This window comes from Bacillus sp. M6-12 (genome assembly GCF_002860285.1).
Lineage (GTDB): Bacteria > Bacillota > Bacilli > Bacillales > DSM-1321 > Peribacillus.
On record NZ_PGVF01000016.1, the window covers coordinates 121,724 to 139,961 of the forward strand.

Annotated in this window: 17 protein-coding genes; 14 read left to right on the forward strand and 3 right to left on the reverse strand. The window is 39.0% G+C overall.

Features of this window, described 5'->3' with window-relative positions:
* Positions 1-3: 3 nt before the first annotated feature.
* Together CVD28_RS18855 and CVD28_RS18860 are read left to right on the forward strand one after the other, a co-directional pair.
* The gene (locus CVD28_RS18855; RefSeq protein ID WP_101595088.1) at positions 4-1,770 is read left to right on the forward strand and encodes an FTR1 family iron permease; all 1,767 of its coding nucleotides are present in this window, start codon (positions 4-6) and stop codon (positions 1,768-1,770) included.
* Between the two features lie 194 nt (positions 1,771-1,964).
* Positions 1,965-2,600 (forward strand): NUDIX hydrolase, encoded by a 636-nt coding sequence (locus tag CVD28_RS18860; protein ID WP_101595092.1) that lies wholly within the window; start codon positions 1,965-1,967, stop codon positions 2,598-2,600.
* Positions 2,601-2,675: 75 nt separating this feature from the next.
* Here CVD28_RS18860 and CVD28_RS18865 read toward each other — a convergent pair whose 3' ends face one another.
* Complete coding sequence (locus CVD28_RS18865) at positions 2,676-3,899, reverse strand: MFS transporter (RefSeq protein WP_101595096.1); 1,224 nt, start codon at positions 3,897-3,899, stop codon at positions 2,676-2,678.
* A gap of 66 nt (positions 3,900-3,965) precedes the next feature.
* Positions 3,966-4,538, reverse strand: a complete 573-nt coding sequence (locus tag CVD28_RS18870) for a DUF2087 domain-containing protein (RefSeq protein ID WP_101595100.1) — start codon at positions 4,536-4,538, stop codon at positions 3,966-3,968.
* Between the two features lie 488 nt (positions 4,539-5,026).
* Here CVD28_RS18870 and CVD28_RS18875 point away from each other — a divergent pair, with 488 nt between their 5' ends.
* The 7 genes from CVD28_RS18875 to CVD28_RS18905 all read left to right on the forward strand — a co-directional run bounded on the left by CVD28_RS18875 (position 5,027) and on the right by CVD28_RS18905 (position 11,962).
* Positions 5,027-5,629 (forward strand): hypothetical protein, encoded by a 603-nt coding sequence (locus tag CVD28_RS18875; RefSeq protein ID WP_101595104.1) that lies wholly within the window; start codon positions 5,027-5,029, stop codon positions 5,627-5,629.
* A gap of 335 nt (positions 5,630-5,964) precedes the next feature.
* Complete coding sequence (locus CVD28_RS18880; protein ID WP_101595108.1) at positions 5,965-6,405, forward strand: hypothetical protein; 441 nt, start codon at positions 5,965-5,967, stop codon at positions 6,403-6,405.
* 135 nt (positions 6,406-6,540) lie between these two features.
* On the forward strand, positions 6,541-7,809 hold the full coding sequence (locus CVD28_RS18885) for an amidohydrolase family protein (RefSeq protein ID WP_101595112.1): 1,269 nt from the start codon (positions 6,541-6,543) through the stop codon (positions 7,807-7,809).
* A gap of 183 nt (positions 7,810-7,992) precedes the next feature.
* Positions 7,993-9,177, forward strand: coding sequence for a sensor histidine kinase (locus CVD28_RS18890; protein ID WP_101595117.1), 1,185 nt, complete (start codon positions 7,993-7,995; stop codon positions 9,175-9,177).
* Positions 9,174-9,836 carry a response regulator transcription factor gene (locus CVD28_RS18895; protein WP_101595120.1) on the forward strand — a complete coding sequence of 221 codons (663 nt, stop codon included), beginning with the start codon at positions 9,174-9,176 and terminating at the stop codon, positions 9,834-9,836. Before CVD28_RS18890 ends, CVD28_RS18895 begins: the two co-directional genes overlap by 4 nt.
* A gap of 238 nt (positions 9,837-10,074) precedes the next feature.
* Positions 10,075-11,001, forward strand: a complete 927-nt coding sequence (locus CVD28_RS18900; RefSeq protein WP_101595123.1) for an ABC transporter ATP-binding protein — start codon at positions 10,075-10,077, stop codon at positions 10,999-11,001.
* Complete coding sequence (locus tag CVD28_RS18905) at positions 10,994-11,962, forward strand: ABC transporter permease (protein ID WP_101595127.1); 969 nt, start codon at positions 10,994-10,996, stop codon at positions 11,960-11,962. The genes CVD28_RS18900 and CVD28_RS18905 overlap by 8 nt, the downstream gene beginning before the upstream one ends.
* Positions 11,963-12,223: 261 nt before the next feature.
* On the opposite strand, the gene CVD28_RS18910 is transcribed toward CVD28_RS18905, so the two are convergent.
* A complete protein-coding gene (locus CVD28_RS18910) occupies positions 12,224-12,532 on the reverse strand; it encodes a hypothetical protein (RefSeq protein ID WP_101595131.1) in 309 nt (102 codons plus the stop codon).
* 340 nt (positions 12,533-12,872) lie between these two features.
* Between CVD28_RS18910 and CVD28_RS18915 the strand changes: the two genes are divergently transcribed.
* The 5 genes from CVD28_RS18915 to CVD28_RS18935 all read left to right on the forward strand — a co-directional run bounded on the left by CVD28_RS18915 (position 12,873) and on the right by CVD28_RS18935 (position 18,204).
* Positions 12,873-14,063, forward strand: coding sequence for a sensor histidine kinase (locus CVD28_RS18915; RefSeq protein WP_101595134.1), 1,191 nt, complete (start codon positions 12,873-12,875; stop codon positions 14,061-14,063).
* Entirely contained in the window at positions 14,060-14,731 is a 672-nt protein-coding gene (locus CVD28_RS18920) for a response regulator (protein WP_101595137.1), read from the forward strand. Before CVD28_RS18915 ends, CVD28_RS18920 begins: the two co-directional genes overlap by 4 nt.
* Before the next feature lie 149 nt (positions 14,732-14,880).
* Entirely contained in the window at positions 14,881-15,816 is a 936-nt protein-coding gene (locus tag CVD28_RS18925) for an ABC transporter ATP-binding protein (protein ID WP_101595139.1), read from the forward strand.
* A gap of 12 nt (positions 15,817-15,828) precedes the next feature.
* Entirely contained in the window at positions 15,829-17,031 is a 1,203-nt protein-coding gene (locus CVD28_RS18930) for an ABC transporter permease (protein ID WP_101595143.1), read from the forward strand.
* Positions 17,032-17,043: 12 nt separating this feature from the next.
* Positions 17,044-18,204 carry an ABC transporter permease gene (locus tag CVD28_RS18935; protein WP_101595147.1) on the forward strand — a complete coding sequence of 387 codons (1,161 nt, stop codon included), beginning with the start codon at positions 17,044-17,046 and terminating at the stop codon, positions 18,202-18,204.
* The last annotated feature ends 34 nt before the right edge of the window (positions 18,205-18,238 follow it).

Genomic DNA, 18,238 nt, shown 5'->3' on the forward strand with positions numbered 1-18,238 from the left:
GTTATGATTGCATTGAAAAAGGCAAAAGTGCTGTTATGTTTATTACTGGCCATACTGTTTTTAACATTAAACATTTCTTCTGCTAATGCAGCAGCAGATCAAGATGAACTTTTCGTTTTGATTGGCGATAGTCTTATGAAGGCAAAATCGGGAGATATTAACTCAGTTTCCGCCAACTTAGACGAATTTGAAACAGTATGGACCACCATTAAGAAACCAAATAGTAAACAGGCAATTAATGTTGATAAAAATCTTGCTCAGCTAAAGACTGAACTGAAGAAGGGAAAAGGTGACCAGGAACAAATAAAGACGCTGTTGTCACAGCTTTCCAGTTCTGTAGTAGCTTATGATGAGGAACAAAATCCTGTTGATAAAGAGCAGGAAAAAACCAAAATTAAAGGATTGCTTCCTTATGTAGACCAAATGAAAGAAGCCATACTTGCTGAGGATGCAAAAAAGGCGATGCAGCAGTATCCTGTATTACTAAATAAATGGACTGCGGTTGAGAAAATTGTTCGAAATCAAAGCGTCGTTTCTTATGGCGAAATCGAAAAAAATATGGCATTCATCAGGATTGCACTCACACAGGAACCGGCTGACCTGCAAAAAGCGAAAGAGGGCATAGTAGCACTCCAAACATCTATTAATAACCTTTTAGCAGGAAAAGTAAAAGCGTCTGCTGTCACGGATGTTTCGTTAAAAGACGTTACCGCTCTTTTATCAAAAAGTGAAAAGCATATTGCTTCAGGCCAAAATGAGGAAGCTTCCAAGAAATTAAATGAAATCTTAACCATATGGCCAATGGTGGAAGGTGAAGTACAGACAAGGGATAGCAAACTATATAGTGATGTAGAAACACAGGTCCCTGCAGCTATTTCACTGCTGGAGTCAAAGAAGGTCAAAACTAGTGAAGCAAATAAGATAATTCAGGATTTAAAGAATCGGTTAAGCCAGGTATTGGAGGATACCAGTTACTCTATCTGGGACGCAGCGTTAATATTGCTGCGCGAAGGTCTGGAAGGGTTACTTATCGTCGCTACTTTAGTTTCCTTTTTGAAAAAGGTAAATCAGGCAGATAAGCAAAGATGGATTTGGATTGGGGTTGGTGCAGGAGTAATTGCCAGTGCAATTCTGGCACTAGTTATTAACCTGGTATTCTCCCAATTGACCGCCTCTTCCAGCCGTGAGTATATTGAAGGGTATACGGGGATTGTAGCTGTCATTATGATGCTGACTGTGGGTGCATGGCTCCACAGTAAAGCGAATATCGGGAGCTGGAACCGCTATATTAACCAGCAGATGGGCCAAGCACTTGCCAAGGGAAGTCTTTACTCATTTGCATTCATTGCTTTTCTCTCTATTTTTAGAGAAGGGGCAGAAACGATTATTTTTTATACAGGCATGGCACCATATATGAGCCTGAATCGCCTTGCAATTGGAATTGCCGTAGCAGTAGCTATCCTGGTTGCCGCAGGATATATCTTGATTCGTTACAGCCCAAAAATTCCAATTCACCTGTTCTTTACAACTGCAACAATCTTAATATATTTTTTATCCTTTAAGATTCTTGGAATAAGCATCCACTCACTGCAAGTTTCTCAGATTCTTGCGACACATACAATTCACCCTTTCCCATTCATTGAATGGATAGGGTTATATCCAACTTGGGAAACGCTCATAGCTCAAGTGCTGCTGCTGGCTATTGTTTTCATTCTTTCAGCTTGGATAAAGCTTAGAAATAGTAAGTTTACAAAAGAAGTACCTGTTTAACAGACGGTTTAGAGATTGCAGAGAAAACGTATTTTCTCTGCAATCTTTTTTAATGATCATTAACTTTGAGAATCTAAAATAATAACTAGCCAAATTATTAAAAGGGGAAAGAAAATAAAGTTCTTTTCCCTTTTTTTCATGCCTTTCCATAAGAGATAATAAAACTATCAAATGCGGACTTGGAGGAGACTAATATGAATGATGAAATGCTGAAAATTTTTGATGAGAATCATATCCAGGCGGGGACAGCCTCCCGGAAGGAAGTTCATAATCTCGGATATTGGCATGAGACCTTCCACTGTTGGTTTATTAGCAGGGAGGAAAATAAAGATTATGTGTATTTCCAGCTTAGAAGTAAAGAGAAAAAGGATTTTCCAGGCCTTTTTGATATTACGGCAGCAGGTCATATCCTTTCTCATGAATCAGTTGCGGATGGAATAAGGGAAGTTCATGAAGAGCTGGGAATTGATGTTTCCATGGATGAACTGGAGTATTTGGGGGTTATTAAAGACGCTAACACTACAGAACATTTTATAGATAATGAATTAGCTCATGTGTTTTTGTATAGGACAGAAGGATTAAATAGTCAGTTTAGTTTTCAAAAGGAAGAAGTTTCGGGAATTGCTAGAGCTGAGTTAAATAGTTTTTTTGCTCTATGCAAAGGAAAGGCGGATGAAATCCGCATGGATGGCTTTGAAATTGACCAAAATTCAAATAAAATCCCATTTAGCAAAATGGTAAGCAAGAGCGGAATTGTGCCCCATGAAGAATCGTACCTTTTAAAAGTGGCAACAGCGATACAAACTGCGTTAAACAAGTCAAAAGGCTGAAGGTAAAGCCAACCCATCCATTATAAGATTTTTAATATGGATGGATTAATGGAAAAACTATAAGAGTGCTGCCAGTTACTGATTGACGTTTTCTGGTACAGAAGATTTTGATTTTAAAAGGCAGAAAGCAATTAATAGAAATATTCCAATAAAGATGTAAGAAAGACCGCCCGCTAATCCCATTGTTCTAGGCTGGATAAATTCTGTAGCCAGGCCGGCAAAGAACATGGAAACTCCTATAAGAGTGTTTGATATGGTTTCTGTTAGGCCAAACACCATTCCATGGTGGTCTTCAGGAATTTCCTCCATCAGCACTGTATCGAAACAAGCATTTCCAATGCCCGACATAAAAGCTGCACCGGTAAAAATAAAAAAGGCAGTGATTACGAAATAGATTTGGCTTTGTAAAACGAGAAAAACTCCCTCCAGCATTAAACAGGCAATTCCGATTACCAGCAAGTTCTTTTTTAATCTGTTGGCAGCAGAGAAGCTTACCATCAGCCCGATTCCAAGTGCTCCATAAAAAGCGCCGACACCGAAACCTCCCAAATTAAAAACATTTACGGCATACACACTTATTAATACATTATCAATCCCTGCCACTAACGCCACAAAAATTTGGCCCAGCAGTACAAGTTGTAACGGTGCCGAGGCGAGGATGATTTTTTTCACTGTCGATAAAGGAAGTTTTTCCCGGTGAACACTTTTCATTACTTTTTCTTCAGACGGAAAAGTAATGGTTGAAATGATGAATGCAGCGGCCAAAAAGGAAAATCCATTCAGCCAAAATGTAAATTGAGGACCAAAGAAAAACGAAACAATTCCCCCGGAAAACGCACCTCCAATTAGTACAATCCCAACCATAACCTGCTCCAGGCTATTCACTTTTAGGAGGATTCCTTTGTCTTTCAAAAGCCTGGGTATGGATGATTTTCGAGCTGGGGAATATATCGCTTCACCTGCTGCCAGAAAAAAAGACACAAGATAAACGATCCAGATGTCTTCCTTACCATTGACGAAAAGCAGAAGCAATGCGAAAATAATACGCGATAAATCGGTAATAATCAAAATGTTCTTTTTGGAGTAACGGTCTGCCAAAATCCCGCCAATTGGGCCAAAGAACAGGAAAGGAAAAAGCCTTATGGCCAGGGTAACACCAACTGCAAAACCTGAACCTGTTATTTGCAGCAGCATGGCATAAACAGCTACTGAGCTGAACCGGTCACCAATCCCATTGACCACTCCAGCATAAAATAGTTTCCCATACTGATTTTCCTGCCTGAAAAGAGCTCCCCACATTAAGAGACCGCCACCTTTAACGTTTATCTAATTTGAAGAATATCTAATTACTTAGGTAAAAAAATATTAGCTTAACCACCATAATTCTTCCGGGTTTAATTCATATTGGTTATTTTCTCTGTACATAAACTGGCACATAATAAGCTCTCGGCGCAAGGTTGCGTAATCATCATAATACTGCTTAAGATATTCGTTCATTTCTCTTTCGTGGTACACTGTGCCGAATTTTAACCCTTTAATCATATAGGCCAAAACCACAAGCTTTTTCTTTCGCTGCGCAGGGAAATTCTTAAGTTTGCCATCTGCAGTAAAGAAATTTTTAATGATGCTTTCTCTTTCCTCTGCCGTTACATTCATCTCATTTGCCGTCCCCTTTCCGACTGAGTTAATTGCCGCTGAACTGGATTCAAGGATTTTTGTATTGAGCGAGAAGTAAATAGTATTTTTCTCCCGGCGCTCTTTAATTAAGCCGACATCCCGAAGTTTAGCAATGTGATGGGTAATGGTTGGGGGCTTCAGCCCGAGCTTTCCTGCAATGGCCTGCCCATGAAGGGGGCCATGCTGCAATAAGGCGATAATTCGGATGCGGGTCAAGTCGCCTAAAGCCTTATGAAACTCCACCAATTTATTTAACTGCATCAAGTGTTCACCTCTAATTTTATGATTAACTAATTAGATAATAATCTAATTACGTTTTTTGTACAATAACCAATTTAAGTTTTTCATTACTTTTTCATTTATAAAGAGAGCCGGGGAGTTGTTAGATTAATTGCCAATTCAGCTAGGTTTATTTAGCTAATGAAATTTCCTATCTTTTCAAACTTCCGCTCAAAATGCTCTATTGCCTAGACATTGTACAAGCTGTTTGATTTACGGAGCATATCATAAAAAGTAATAGGGAAGGAGGTCTGAATGTATATTCCGGGTGTAGTTTACGCCTTCATTGCATTTGATGCAATGAGGGATAGCTTTAGCGGAACGAATATATATCAGAGTTCTAAGTATTGTATGAAAAGCTCGAAGTTAAATTACACTCAATTGTTTGCAGCGAATGCAAACTTGAATACTGTTTTTACGCTGCGTTAGCGGCGGGCGTTAGAAAATACATTTTGAAAGGAAAAGATCTTATGGGAAACAATAGAGCTCAAGCAAGAAATAATAGAGACCAGGAAAGAAACAACAGGGATCAGGAAAAAAATAACCGCGACCAGGAAAGAAACAACAGGGATCAGGAAAAGAACAACAGGGATCAGGAAAAGAACAACAGGTATCAGGAAAAGAACAACCGGGACCAGGAAAGAAACAACAGGGATCAGGAAAAGAACAATCGCGACCAGGAAAAGAACAATCGCGACCAGGAAAGAAACAACAGAGATCAGGAAAAGAACAATCGCGACCAGGAAAGAAACAACAGGGATCAGGAAAAAAATAACCGAGACCAGGAAAGAAACAACAAGGATCACGAAAAGAACAACCGGGACCAGGAAAGAAACAATAGGGATCAGGAGAAGAACAATCGCGACCAGGAAAGAAACAACAGGGATCAGAAAAAGAACAACCGCGACCAGGAAAGAAACAACAGAGATCAGGAGAAGAACAACCGCGACCAGGAAAGAAACAATAGTGATCAGGAAAGAAATAACCGTGACCAAAGAGGAAACAATCGGGATCAGCGGGATTACACCAATAACGAGGAAGCTCCGCGGCCTTGGTTCAACGAAAACCTGTAAACATAAATAAGCAGAGAGGAGCAGACTTGGACAAGCTGCCACCGTTTTTGTGTAGATAGATAAATTTATAAAGAAATATTGGACTGATACCTGCGAGGTACAGTCCTTTTTTATGCTTTCTTTCCATTCATAGATAGGCTGTGAGTTAAAACTCATGAAAACTTGCTGAAGAATAATTATGTTATGACTTTTTCATGACTAATCAATCTTTGAAGTTAGCCATAACTCACTTATTCACATGACTTTTTTATTTCATAATAAACTCAGATGAACACGGGAGAATGTGCTGCCTAAATCTACCGGCGTTCACTAATAACTGAAAAAGGATGATTTATGTGAAAAAAATGTTATGTTTGTTTATCGTTGCTTTTGCCTTTATGTTAACTGGTTGCTCGATTGAGATTGACACTGGATTTTCCGACTCAAAATCAGAGAAGATTGTTTCTGCCGCAGAAGCCCTTCAAGATAAAGTTAATGAAGCTTTGGATACGTTAGAAAAACTTGAGAATCAAAACAAAATAACGGCAGATGATCAGGAACGAGTTGCTGGACAACTAGCAAATGTAATAAGTGCAATAAATGACTTTAAAAAAGTGGAAGCCCCTTTTTTAGGGAATAAAATAAAGGACTTAGCATTTGAAAAATTCCAGGAAAAAGAAGAAACATTGGTTAAGGTTCAAGAGAAGGCTGAACAGGGCGAGGCTTCTAAGAAGGATTTAGAGCAGGTGAAGGATGCGCTGTCAGATGATTTCAGTTTTAACCTTTTTAAAAAATAGGCTATGTTAAAGTAAGTAAGAAAGCGGGCAGAGGTGCCGGCTTTCTTTGCCTGTTTATTAGAAGATGGCTTATTTCTATTTTGTGAATTAAAATAATATTAAGAGTATTAGAAAACAAGGAAGAGTGTGGTCAGCGTGTTATTAAAAAATGCAAATTATCTGAATGCAGACTATAATGTCGTCCAGGGCAATTTATTGGTAAAAGAAGGAAAAATCATTGTATTAGAGGACACTAGCTCCACTCAGCCAGATGAACAAACGATGGACTGCAGGGAATTTATTATAATACCAGGGTTATATAATTCCCACTTTCATGGATATTCTCTTTCAGCAAAAGGGATAGCACGGGACATTAAAATAGAAGATTGGTGTAATGACAGCAGCCAGGGACAAATTCAAAAGAGATATTTTGATAAACTGGATAATTTATCAAGCAGTGATTATCAAATTGTCCTAATGAAAGCGTATATCGAAATGGTAAAGCAGGGGATTGTATTTACCAGCGAATCGGAACCACAGGAGTGGCCTGATTTGGCGGCCGAAAGCATAAATAAAGTAGGGCTGAAGGGGCTGATAGATACCCACGATAAAATTGCCGACTATCATAATAAAAAGATACATAATATTTCGTTTGGAACCCATCTGCTTGAAGAGGAAGATATCACGGATGAAACATTAGCAAACTGTGAGACAATTAAACAAAAATATGATTCTATTCATTTAACACATTGCATGGAAAACGATTGGCGGAAAGATCTTATTTTCTCAAGTTATGGTAAATCGTCGGTGGAACTGTACAAGGAGCGGGACCTCCTTGATCACAAAACAGTTTTATACCATGGAGTTCATTTAAATGAGAAGGATATTACTCTCCTTGCAGAAACAGGTGCATCGGTAGTCCATTGTCCGGTATCTAACTATTGGACTGCTGCTGGAATAGCACCAGTCAGCAAGATGCTTGAAAAAGGGGTCAATGTTTGCTTAGGTACTGATTTTGCCAGTGTTGATATATGGGAAACGATGAAGATATCTTATTTTTTATTAAAGAATAGCGCTCCTATTCAGCGTTTTACCGCGGAGGATATTTTCAAAATGGCTACAAAAAATGGGGCAGCGGCCTACCAGCTTAGTTCTCATGGCTCCATCGAGGACAATTTTGCTGCGGACATGGTATTTATTAAAAAGGACTCATTTATCCCAGATATCCAGACTGGTAACTTTTCCACCGCAGTCCATAATTTAATGATGGAAACCAATAAGGAACGGATTCATCATGTAATGGTTGACGGTGAGTGGATCATGTATAACCGGGAGCTGAAGAAAGTGGACGAAGAAACAATAAATCAGGAGTATCAGATTATAGTAGAGAAGCTGTATAGCGGGATAACCGAATCGATGAAATAGGGACTTTTCCTAATTGAGTGCCCTTAAAATAGTTCAAGCAAAGGCCAGAAGAATTAATAATTTAATTCCGCTGGCCTTTATAAACAGCTTATCCTTTTTAAATTACACTAAAATTATATTGACCGTCCGATTTTGGAAATAGGATAATATATACATATATGAAAGTTGAAGGAAGATGAACGATTGGCTAAAAGAAGCTGGAATTGGCAGGATACCCTCTTATTTTGTGTTCGGACTTTATGGGTTATTTTTAACGGTGGATCGTTTTTAGTATTATTCAGTAATGCTTCAACGAAGTTGCTTATTTTGATTTGGTTTATTCTGCTTTATATAGTCCCTTATCTCTTTTACAGGCCGGGATATAAAAAGCTCCATTACTATTTAGCGGCAGAAACATTATTAACCGGCGGCATGTATTTATTTATGATGAATCAATTTCATTTGCCTGCTATTAATGGTTTTATTTGTTTTCCCCTGATAACAATCGCTTATGTCTGTCAAATAAGGCCATTAATATGGGTCGGTCCCTTCATTGCTGTAAGTATTTTTACTATGGGAATAATCTCTGCCGGTAAAGATTATTCTGAGAGTTCATTAAATTTCATACTGATTTTAGCTGTTTTTTATGGATTAGGCTTTTCCTTGGGAAGGGTAACTGTTATTAATAATAAAAGACACGAGCTAATCGAATCCATTCAGGAGAAAAATGCAACACTGGAGCAATATTCTAAAAGAATTGAAGAACTAACCATTATAGAGGAACGGAATCGGGTATCTCAGAACTTGCATGATACGGTGGGCGATATTTTTACTTCAATGATAACCAATCTGGATGCACTCCCCTATCTGCTTGATGCCAATAAGGATGCAGAGGTAGAAAAAAGTATTAAGGAAATCTCCGCCTTAACCCGCAAAGGATTAAATGATGTGAGAAATACAATCCATCAGCTATCCCCCAATGACGAGGTGAAAACATTAGCTGATTCCTTCCATGAAATTATTGAAGAGTTTATGAATCACACAGATACAGAAGTGGAGTTATTCATTGAAGGGAACGAGAGGGAAGTTGGGCAAAGGATTAAGCTTACTCTGATCCGTTGTTTACAGGAATCATTAACGAATGCAAAAAGGCATGGGCATGCGAGTCAAGTCAGAATCAAGATCTTCTTTAACAGGGATTATTTAATACTGCATATAAAGGATAATGGTATTGGTTCAAGCACTATAACTCCAGGTTTCGGTCTGCATACCATGAAGGACAGAGTCGCTGCATTACGAGGGACTCTAAAAATTGAATCGAATGAGGGAAAGGGAACACAAGTTATCTGTACTATCCCGCTTGGAAGGGAGGAGGCTATTAGCATATGATCAATACGATAATTGTTGAAGATCAGGAACTCATCCGAAAAAGCTTGCGGATAGTTCTGGAAAGCATTTCGGAAATCAAGGTTATCGGTCTGGCGGAAAACGGAGCAGAAGCCATCAGGCTATGTGAAAAAAATATTCCGGACATTGTATTAATGGATATTCAAATGCCAGTTATGGATGGGGTACAGGCAACAAAGCAAATAAAAGAGCGGTGGCCGGAAGTGAAAGTTATTATCCTGACCACCTTTCAGGATATCACCCATGTCAGGAATGCATTAAATGCAGGTGCGGAAGGCTATATTTTAAAAGCAGTTGACCCTCAATTTTTAATAAAAGGAATTGAATTGGTATTTCATGGCGGTTCACTTGTGCCTCAGCATCTGGCAAGAGAAGTTTTCCAAAATATAAATTATGGTGAAACCGATCCTAGTGAACAGCAGCAGTCAGCTTCCAATCCTTATGACTTGAATGATCAAGAATTAAAAGTACTTAAGTATCTTGCTCAGGGGCTGCCAAACAAAGCAATCTCTGAATTAATGTTTTTGTCTTTAGGAACTGTCAAAAACTATATTTCTATTATTTATTCCAAGCTGAATGTCAAAAACCGCTCTTCCGCTATTATGAAAGTGATGGATGAAAGCTTAATCCGCGAAAAGTAAATAAGTTAAGCTATTTAAGGCTGATTCATAATATTGATTATGAGTCGGCCTTTTTCTGTTTTAGTGAAAGATCATGACTAAATCTGACTGTTTAAAATGACTTATGGCACCATACTTCATGACTTCCAGATTGTAAATTATAGATGCAAGAGAGGGAACTGAAGATTCTTTTTTCGGTAAACCGTGGGATTAGACTGATTAAAATATTGACACAAACATAAGTGAGAGGAGATAGAAGATGAGCAGGATTGTAGAAATTCAAAATGTTACAAAGACGATTAAAGGTAAAACAATTATTGAAGATATCAGCTTTTCGGTGAATAAAGGAGAGGTGTTTGGTTTCCTTGGCCCGAACGGTGCAGGAAAGACGACAACCATTCGGATGATGGTTGGCCTGATTGGGATTACTTCAGGTGATATTAAAGTTTTAGGTTACAGTATAAAAAATAACTTTGAAAAAGCAGTTTCTCAGGTAGGGGCGATCGTTGAAAATCCCGAGCTGTATAAATTTTTAAGCGGATATCAGAATCTTGTTCACTTTGCCAGGATGTCAAAAGGAGTTAAGAAAGAAAAAATCGATGAGGTAATTAAGCTGGTTGGTCTTACGGACAGGATTCATGATAAGGTAAAAACTTATTCGCTCGGTATGAGGCAAAGGCTGGGGCTTGCCCAATCCCTGCTGCATGATCCTAAAGTTCTTATACTCGATGAGCCAACAAATGGATTGGATCCTGCTGGAATCCGGGAAATCAGGGATCATCTAAGAATGCTTGCAAGAGAACGGGATATGGCGGTTATCGTTTCAAGCCATTTGCTTTCTGAAATGGAAATGATGTGTGATCGGATTGGGATTATCCAAAGCGGTAAGCTTATTGACGTGCAGCTGGTTAGTGACTTTGTCCATGGAACAGAAAAAATTTATGAATTTGAAGTTTCTCCTAACCAAAAAGCAATGAGATTGGTGCAAGCTATTTTCCCGGGAATAGAATTTCAGCTGGTGGAGGATGGAATTGCAGCGCCTTTAAAAAAGGAAGAAATACCTGCCGTCGTAACCGCATTGGCCAATGCTGATATACAGATTTATGGAGTTAAGGAAATTATTAAAACCCTTGAAGATAGATTTCTGGAGGTTACTGAAAATAAGGAGGATGCAGTACATGTTTAGTTTACTTCAAAATGAGTTAATGAAATTATTTAGGCGGCCAGGAACATATGTGATGATTGGTATGATGCTGCTAATGGTTTCAGTGATGGGTGCGGTTAAGTACCAGGAAGGAAATGCTGATACAGCGGCTAATCAAAAAGGTGAAGGTGAGCAAAAGTGGGAACAACAGCTTCAAACAGAAATTTCTGCTTCAAAAAAAGAACTGGAAGCAATGGAAAACGCTCCTGAAAACCAAAAGCAGTTTGTAAAAAGAGATATTGCTGTTAAAGAATATCGGCTTGCACATCAAGTTTCATCTGAAGACTATTCTGTGTGGAGTTTTGTAAGCGATGCTTCTAATATGATACAGTTTGCCGGGTTATTCGTAATCATCGTTGCTGCGGGCATAGTAGCTTCGGAGTTTAATTGGGGAACTATTAAATTATTATTAATCAGGCCTATAAGCAGAGGGAAAATTCTTGCTGCTAAATACAGTGCCGTACTCTTGTTTGCAATAGTAATGCTTGTTATAGCATTTGTTTATTCTTCTATTTTAGGAGTGATCCTTTTTGGGACACCAGAGACAGCTGTCCCGTACTTAAATTATTTTAATGGAAAAGTTACTGAACAAAGCATGGTATTCCATTTGGTGATTATGTACGGACTAAAATCTATTCAAATGATTATGCTAGCAACAATGGCCTTCATGATTTCGGCAGTATTCAGGAACAGTTCTCTTGCGATCGGACTATCCATCTTCTTAATGTTTACAGGACGAGAGCTAACGAACCTTTTGGCTGCAAAGTTTGACTGGGCAAAATATGTGCTGTTTGCCAATACAGATTTAACCCAATATTTCGAAGGTATGCCTGCGGTCGATGGCATGACGTTGTCCTTTTCAGTCACCATGCTCGCTGTATATTTTATATTATTCCAATTTCTAGCCTATTTCGTTTTCAAAAAAAGAGATGTCATTGCTTAAAAGGAAAGGCCTTTCATTAAAAAAGGATTTATTAATAGTATTGTTTGTTAATCGAATAAAATCAAGTTCTCAAATAAGGTCTTGATTATTGAAGAAAAGCAATTTAGTTTAAGTGGATTTTTGCACACTCAATTGTTAAACAGAGATATCCCCTTAATCTAATCCAGTATAAAAAAACAAAGTCTCTGATCTGGAAAATCAAAGACTTTGTTTTAATTAATTTTATTTATTAAGTGAGAAGATTAAGTCCTTCAACATCTTTTATTTTGTTTGTACATGAATTTTGCTTATTTCTTTCCCTTTTTTCAGTTCCTGATTTGTCTGTGGAAAACCATTTGCAACCCAATCTGCTTTTAAAACGGAATCATATTGTGTAAGTCCTTTTTCTCGCGGATCTTTATCTGCATCCACGCTTTCCATTTCGTCAAGCTTTGTGTTGTTTCTCATATCCAAATCCTCGATCACGTTAAATGATGCTTTCAGTGTTTTCCTATAAGCGAGAAAAGCCCATACGGCGCCGCCGGCTGAAAGAATAGATCCTAAAACAAAGTTCATGGTTGATTTTTTCATGGTATTATCCCTCCATTAGAATGGTTTGTTCCTGTCTCTATTTTCTTTACCCGTTATGTTCCTTCTTTAAAAGTCTGATTTATACCCAGTAATAATAAAATTAATGAAACCACTAATAGAATATATATATTCATATTAAGTTACCTTTCCTAATATATCACTTGATATAAAAGTAAGGTTTTTTGTAAAAAAATCAGCTTTATTTTCGGGAAAGTAAAGTTCTTTATTTTTTATGAGGAGCTTCCGCTTTTCTTTTTTTCAGCTTGGCAGGGGAACGCAGATGTTTTGTCGAATTTGAAATTGCTGCAGTTAAAAATTTCAATAGATCAGGTGTGAGAGCTTGTTAAAAAATACTAGGTTAGTGATGTTTCTGCTGATAAGCTATGTTTATTATTCTAAGGTGCCGGATGATCCCTTTTTAACAGGCTATGTTATTGCTGTTGCTTTACTTTATTCCATCAATCATATTATTATCTTTACCCAAATAAATGACCGGCTGCTGATGACTATTATTGTTGTCGATACTTTGCTGAGTGTTTCGTTTGGATTTTTGTTTCCTGGCTCGACTTTATACTTAATTTTACTTGGTGTAGTGGCAGTAACTTTAACTATTCATTCTTCAAACAAAAACGTTATTAAGATGAGTGTCGGGATTTTTTTGGCAATATGGGCAGTTGTTATGTATTATTGGCAAGAAAAGACAGGGAGTTTGGATTTACTGGATAATATCATAAGTGTTTCGTTTGTGGTTTTCGGGTCAGTTGTAGGTAATCTTATCCGAAAATTGCTGGAAGCACAGGAAACAATGAATGAACAATATAAGCAAATGAATGCTTCACATGATGCGTTAACAGAAGTACATCAGCAGCTTCAAGTCTATTCAAAGCAAGTAGAAGAACTTACAACCATTCGCGAACGTAACCGGATTGCCCGGGAAATTCATGATACCGTTGGACATAAAATGACAGCACTGCTTGTCCAATTGGAACTGGGCCGGGAATTATTGCATTTGGATATACATAAGACAGAAGAAGCCATTTCGGTTTGTAATCAATTGGCTAGAGATGCCCTTCAGGAAATACGTTTATCGGTCCGGACGCTTCATCATGACGAGGGCGTTCAGCTTACCATTAATCAATCAATTCGGAACATGCTGGAGGAATTTTACCAAAAGGCTCAATTAGAAACCATTTTTGAATTAAATGGTGATCCTGCTGTCATTCCAGTTTCACTTCAGCCAACGATTATCAGAACAATACAGGAATCATTAACAAATGCGAAGCGTCACGGTGCGGCTTCACATTTTCAGCTGCAAATGGAATGCAGTTCCGAAGAAATTACGATTATCACAAAGGATAATGGCAAAGGAGCCAGCAATTTTATTCCTGGATTCGGACTTATCAATATGAAGGAGAGAATTGAAGAACATGGCGGGTCTGTTGCTTTTGAAAGTCAAGAGGGAGAAGGATTTAAAATGAAAGTGCAATTCCCGCTTCTCCAGAAAAAGTGGGTGGCAGGAGGAAGCAAATGATAAAAATTTTGATTGTTGATGATCAGCCTCTAATCAGGGATGGGCTGGCTACCCTATTAGGGCTGAGGGCAGAGCTTGAAATAGTTGGAACAGCGGGTGATGGGCAGGAAGCATTTGAAAAAGTACAGGAACTGCACCCTGATATTGTTTTAATGGATATCAGGATGCCTGGTACAAGCGGAGTAGAAGGAACAAGTTTAATCACAAAGCATTCAACTGGAACTAAAGTGCTTATGTTAACGACTTTTAAGGACAGTGAACTCATTTTTGAAGCATTAGAAGAAGGGGCCAGCGGATATCTGCTTAAGGATATGCCTACAGATACCATCGTCAAAGCCATCCTGACTGTGCATTCTGGCGGATTAGTTCTGCCGCCTGATATTACTGGACAAATGCTCCGGGAAATAAAGAAAACAAAACAGCTGGAAACAGCGCCTGAGCGGGCGGAAGGGATACCACAGTCAGTAAAAGAGCTTACAGAACGGGAGATAGAGGTCCTCCGCCAGCTGGGGTATGGGTTAAGCAATAAAGAAATTGCAGACATTCTTTTTATTACAGAAGGAACTGTGAAAAATCATGTATCAAATCTGATTGGAAAGCTGGGGATCCGCGACCGTACACAAGCAGCCATCTTTGCCGTACGTTATGGAATCACTGTGTTTGAATAGCAATTCTGCATATTACTTTCGGCATATACAAACTTTCAAAGGGCCTGAACAGGTCTTTTTTTTTTGGAAAAAATCTTCCCTGCGATATATGGAAAAATTTTCATTATGAAATAAGATTAATACAAAGATAAGAAAAAGGAGTGGCACACATGCTGATTGTTGAGGATATCAAGAAAACATTTTCACAGATGGAGGTTGTCAGAGGAATCTCTTTTACTGTCCAAAAGGGTGAATCCTTTGGACTGCTTGGGCCAAATGGTGCGGGGAAATCAACCACCATTGGCATGATCTGCGGTTTGCTTTCCTGCGATTCAGGAGAAATTACTGTTTCCGGCAGCTCGGTGAAAAGACGGCCCATGGACATAAAAAGGAAAATTGGGGTGGTTCCCCAGGAAATAGCCCTATACCCAACAATGTCAGCGAAAGATAATCTGCTCTTCTGGGGCAAAATGTACGGACTTTCTGGAGCTCAAGCTAGAAAACGGGCAGATGAAGTGCTTGAATTTGTTGGATTGGCTGATCGGGCAAAACACAAAATCGAAACATTTTCGGGCGGCATGAAGCGAAGGATCAATATTGGAGCTTCCTTAATGCATGAGCCTGAATTATTAATAATGGACGAACCGACAGTGGGGATTGATCCGCAATCAAGAAATCATATTCTGGAAACTGTTAAAGAGCTAAATAAGCAGGGAATGACCGTTATTTACACCTCCCACTACATGGAGGAAGTCGATTTTTTATGTAATCGGATCGGTATTGTTGATCAAGGGAAAATGATTGCATTGGGGACGAAAGATGACTTATGCAAACGCCTTGCTGGAGGTACTGCTATCAAAATGAGTTTGAATTCGTTGGATGATAGTTTTATTGAAAGTATAAAAGCGTTATCCAATGTAGAGCGAATCATAGCAAATCCAGAGGACGGTACACTTGAAGTATTTGTTAACAACCATCAGATAGTCATGGGAGATATTATGGGCTGCGCGATAAAGAACAAACTCCAAGTGCTGTCGTTTGAAGTAAAGGAGCCTAATTTGGAAAGTTTATTTTTATCATTAACCGGTCGCTCTCTGCGAGACTAAGGAGGAATAGAGATGAAAAGCTTGCTGATTGCATGGAAGGATTTTAAGATTCGGATCACTGACCGAAAAGGATTCCTAACGATGATATTAATGCCGTTAGTACTAACCGCTATACTTGGTGCTGCTCTTGACTCGGTAATGGGAGGCGATGACAGCTTTAGCGAAACAACAGTCGGTTTCTACCAGGCAGATGATGATCAAATGGCCGAGATGTTTAGAAAAGAAGTATTATCCCAGATTTCTTTTATAAAAGTGAAACCTGCTGCAAATGAAAAAGAACTGAAAGAGTTACTAAGAGATGAAAAAATCGATGCGGCCATCATGTTTCCCATAAAGTGGAGCAGCGGCATGAACAATGGAGAACTCAAGAATGTGACCATTTTATCGCTGCCAGACCGTGAGCTGAAAAGTTCTGTAATTGAATCACTGCTGCAATCTTTCAGCGAACGCATCCAGACAATGTCCATAACAACCTCAATGGTCATGGAAGATTTGACACAATCAGCAGCTGTAGTCTCTGGACAAGTAAAAATGCAGTCTGCAGCAGCAGAAATAACAGCCGATTTAACGGAATCAGTTAAAAAGGAGTATAAAATTGCAGAGGAATCAGTCGGCAAAAAAAATGTTTCTTCCATGCAATATTACGCTGCGGCAATGGCTGCAATGTTCTTGCTCTTTAATGCAACAGTAGGTGCTAAATCATTTATCCAGGAGCGGGCAACGGAAACATTGGGCCGTCTGATGGTATCACCCACGAGCAATACATCCATCTTAATCGGGAAATTTTTGGGAACGCTGCTCTTTGCGCTTATACAATTGCTGATTTTCTATACAGCGACTGCGTTATTTTTTGATGTGAAATGGGGAGATAATCTGTTTCAGTTATCGGTGATAGGCATTTCTTATTCCATAGCTGTATCCGGAATTGCCATGATTATTGCCGCACTCATTTCTGATGAGAAAACAACGGATCTGATCAGCGGTATCGGCATTCAGGTATTCGCTATTTTAGGTGGATCGATGCTCCCGATATATCTGTTTCCGGATTTGCTTCAGACATTTGCCAATATTACGCCGAATAAATGGGCATTAACTTCATTTCTTAAGATCATGTCAGGAACAACATGGAATGAATTAGCAATGCCAATTGCAGTATTATTGCTGATGGGTTCAGTGTCACTTACCATTGGCACGTTAAGATTAAAGGCAAGATAGGAGGAAAATGCCATGAGGACTACTTGGGCTCTGTGCAGTATGGAATTGCTGCGATTATTGAAAAAACCGCAAAGCTATCTGCTTATGTTTGCTATGCCATTATTGTTCACTCTCATATTTGGATCATTGCTGGGTGAAGAAGGCGAGGAAAAAATAAAGATATTGGTGGTTGATCAAGATAAATCGGTCTTATCCCAATCACTTTACAAACAGATAATTGAGGAAAATACTTTCTTCGACGTACAGAAGAGTTCTATAAAACAGGCAAAACAAATGCTTGAGGAAAAAGAGGTATCGGGCGCGCTCATCCTATCTAAAGGATTTCAAGCAGGAGTGCTGGCCGGTGAAGCACCTGAAGTCAAATTTCAAAGAATTCCCGAGTTCACTTCAAGCTCGACGATTATCCAATTCATATCAAATAAAATTGCGAAAACAACAATTGAAGTATCTGGATCAGAAAAGTGGAGCGGCTATACCGGAGAATCCTGGGAGGCAATGTATGACAAGGTTTCGGCCGAAACTAATACAGCAGCTTTAAATATAAACAAAAGGAACATAGACGAAAAAAGTTCCGTTCCTCAACTAAATGGCATGTCAGCACGAGCTTCTGGGTTTTCCATTATGTTTGTGATGATTGTGATGATGAGCGTAACTGGCACGATTTTGGAAGCAAGGAAAAACGGTGTGTGGTACCGGATGCTGACTACGCCATCATCAAGGATGCAACTATCTGCTGGCTATCTTTTATCCTTTTTCCTGATTGGCTGGATTCAATTTGGAGTATTAATGACTGCAACTCATTTTATGTTTGGCGTAAACTGGGGAAATTTATTAGCTAATATCTTATTAGTGTCAGCCATGCTTTGTGCTGTTGTCGGGTTGGGGCTGTTCATTGCCGCGTTAGTAAAAACGGTAGAACAGCAGGCTTCGATCGGGAATTTGGTCGTCGTGTCTACCTGCATGATAAGCGGTGTTTATTGGCCGCTCGAAATTGAACCTATGTTTATGCAAAAGATGGCTGACTTCCTTCCCCAGACTTGGGCGATGAGAGGTTTTACTGATTTGGTGGCAAACGGGGGTTCGCTGACAGATGTACTCGATAATGTGGGAATATTGCTCGCATTTGCCGCTTTGTTCATGGTGCTGGGAATGAGAAAAATAAAGTTTGAATAATGGATAACTGACCTAATTAGGAATAACGGTCTGC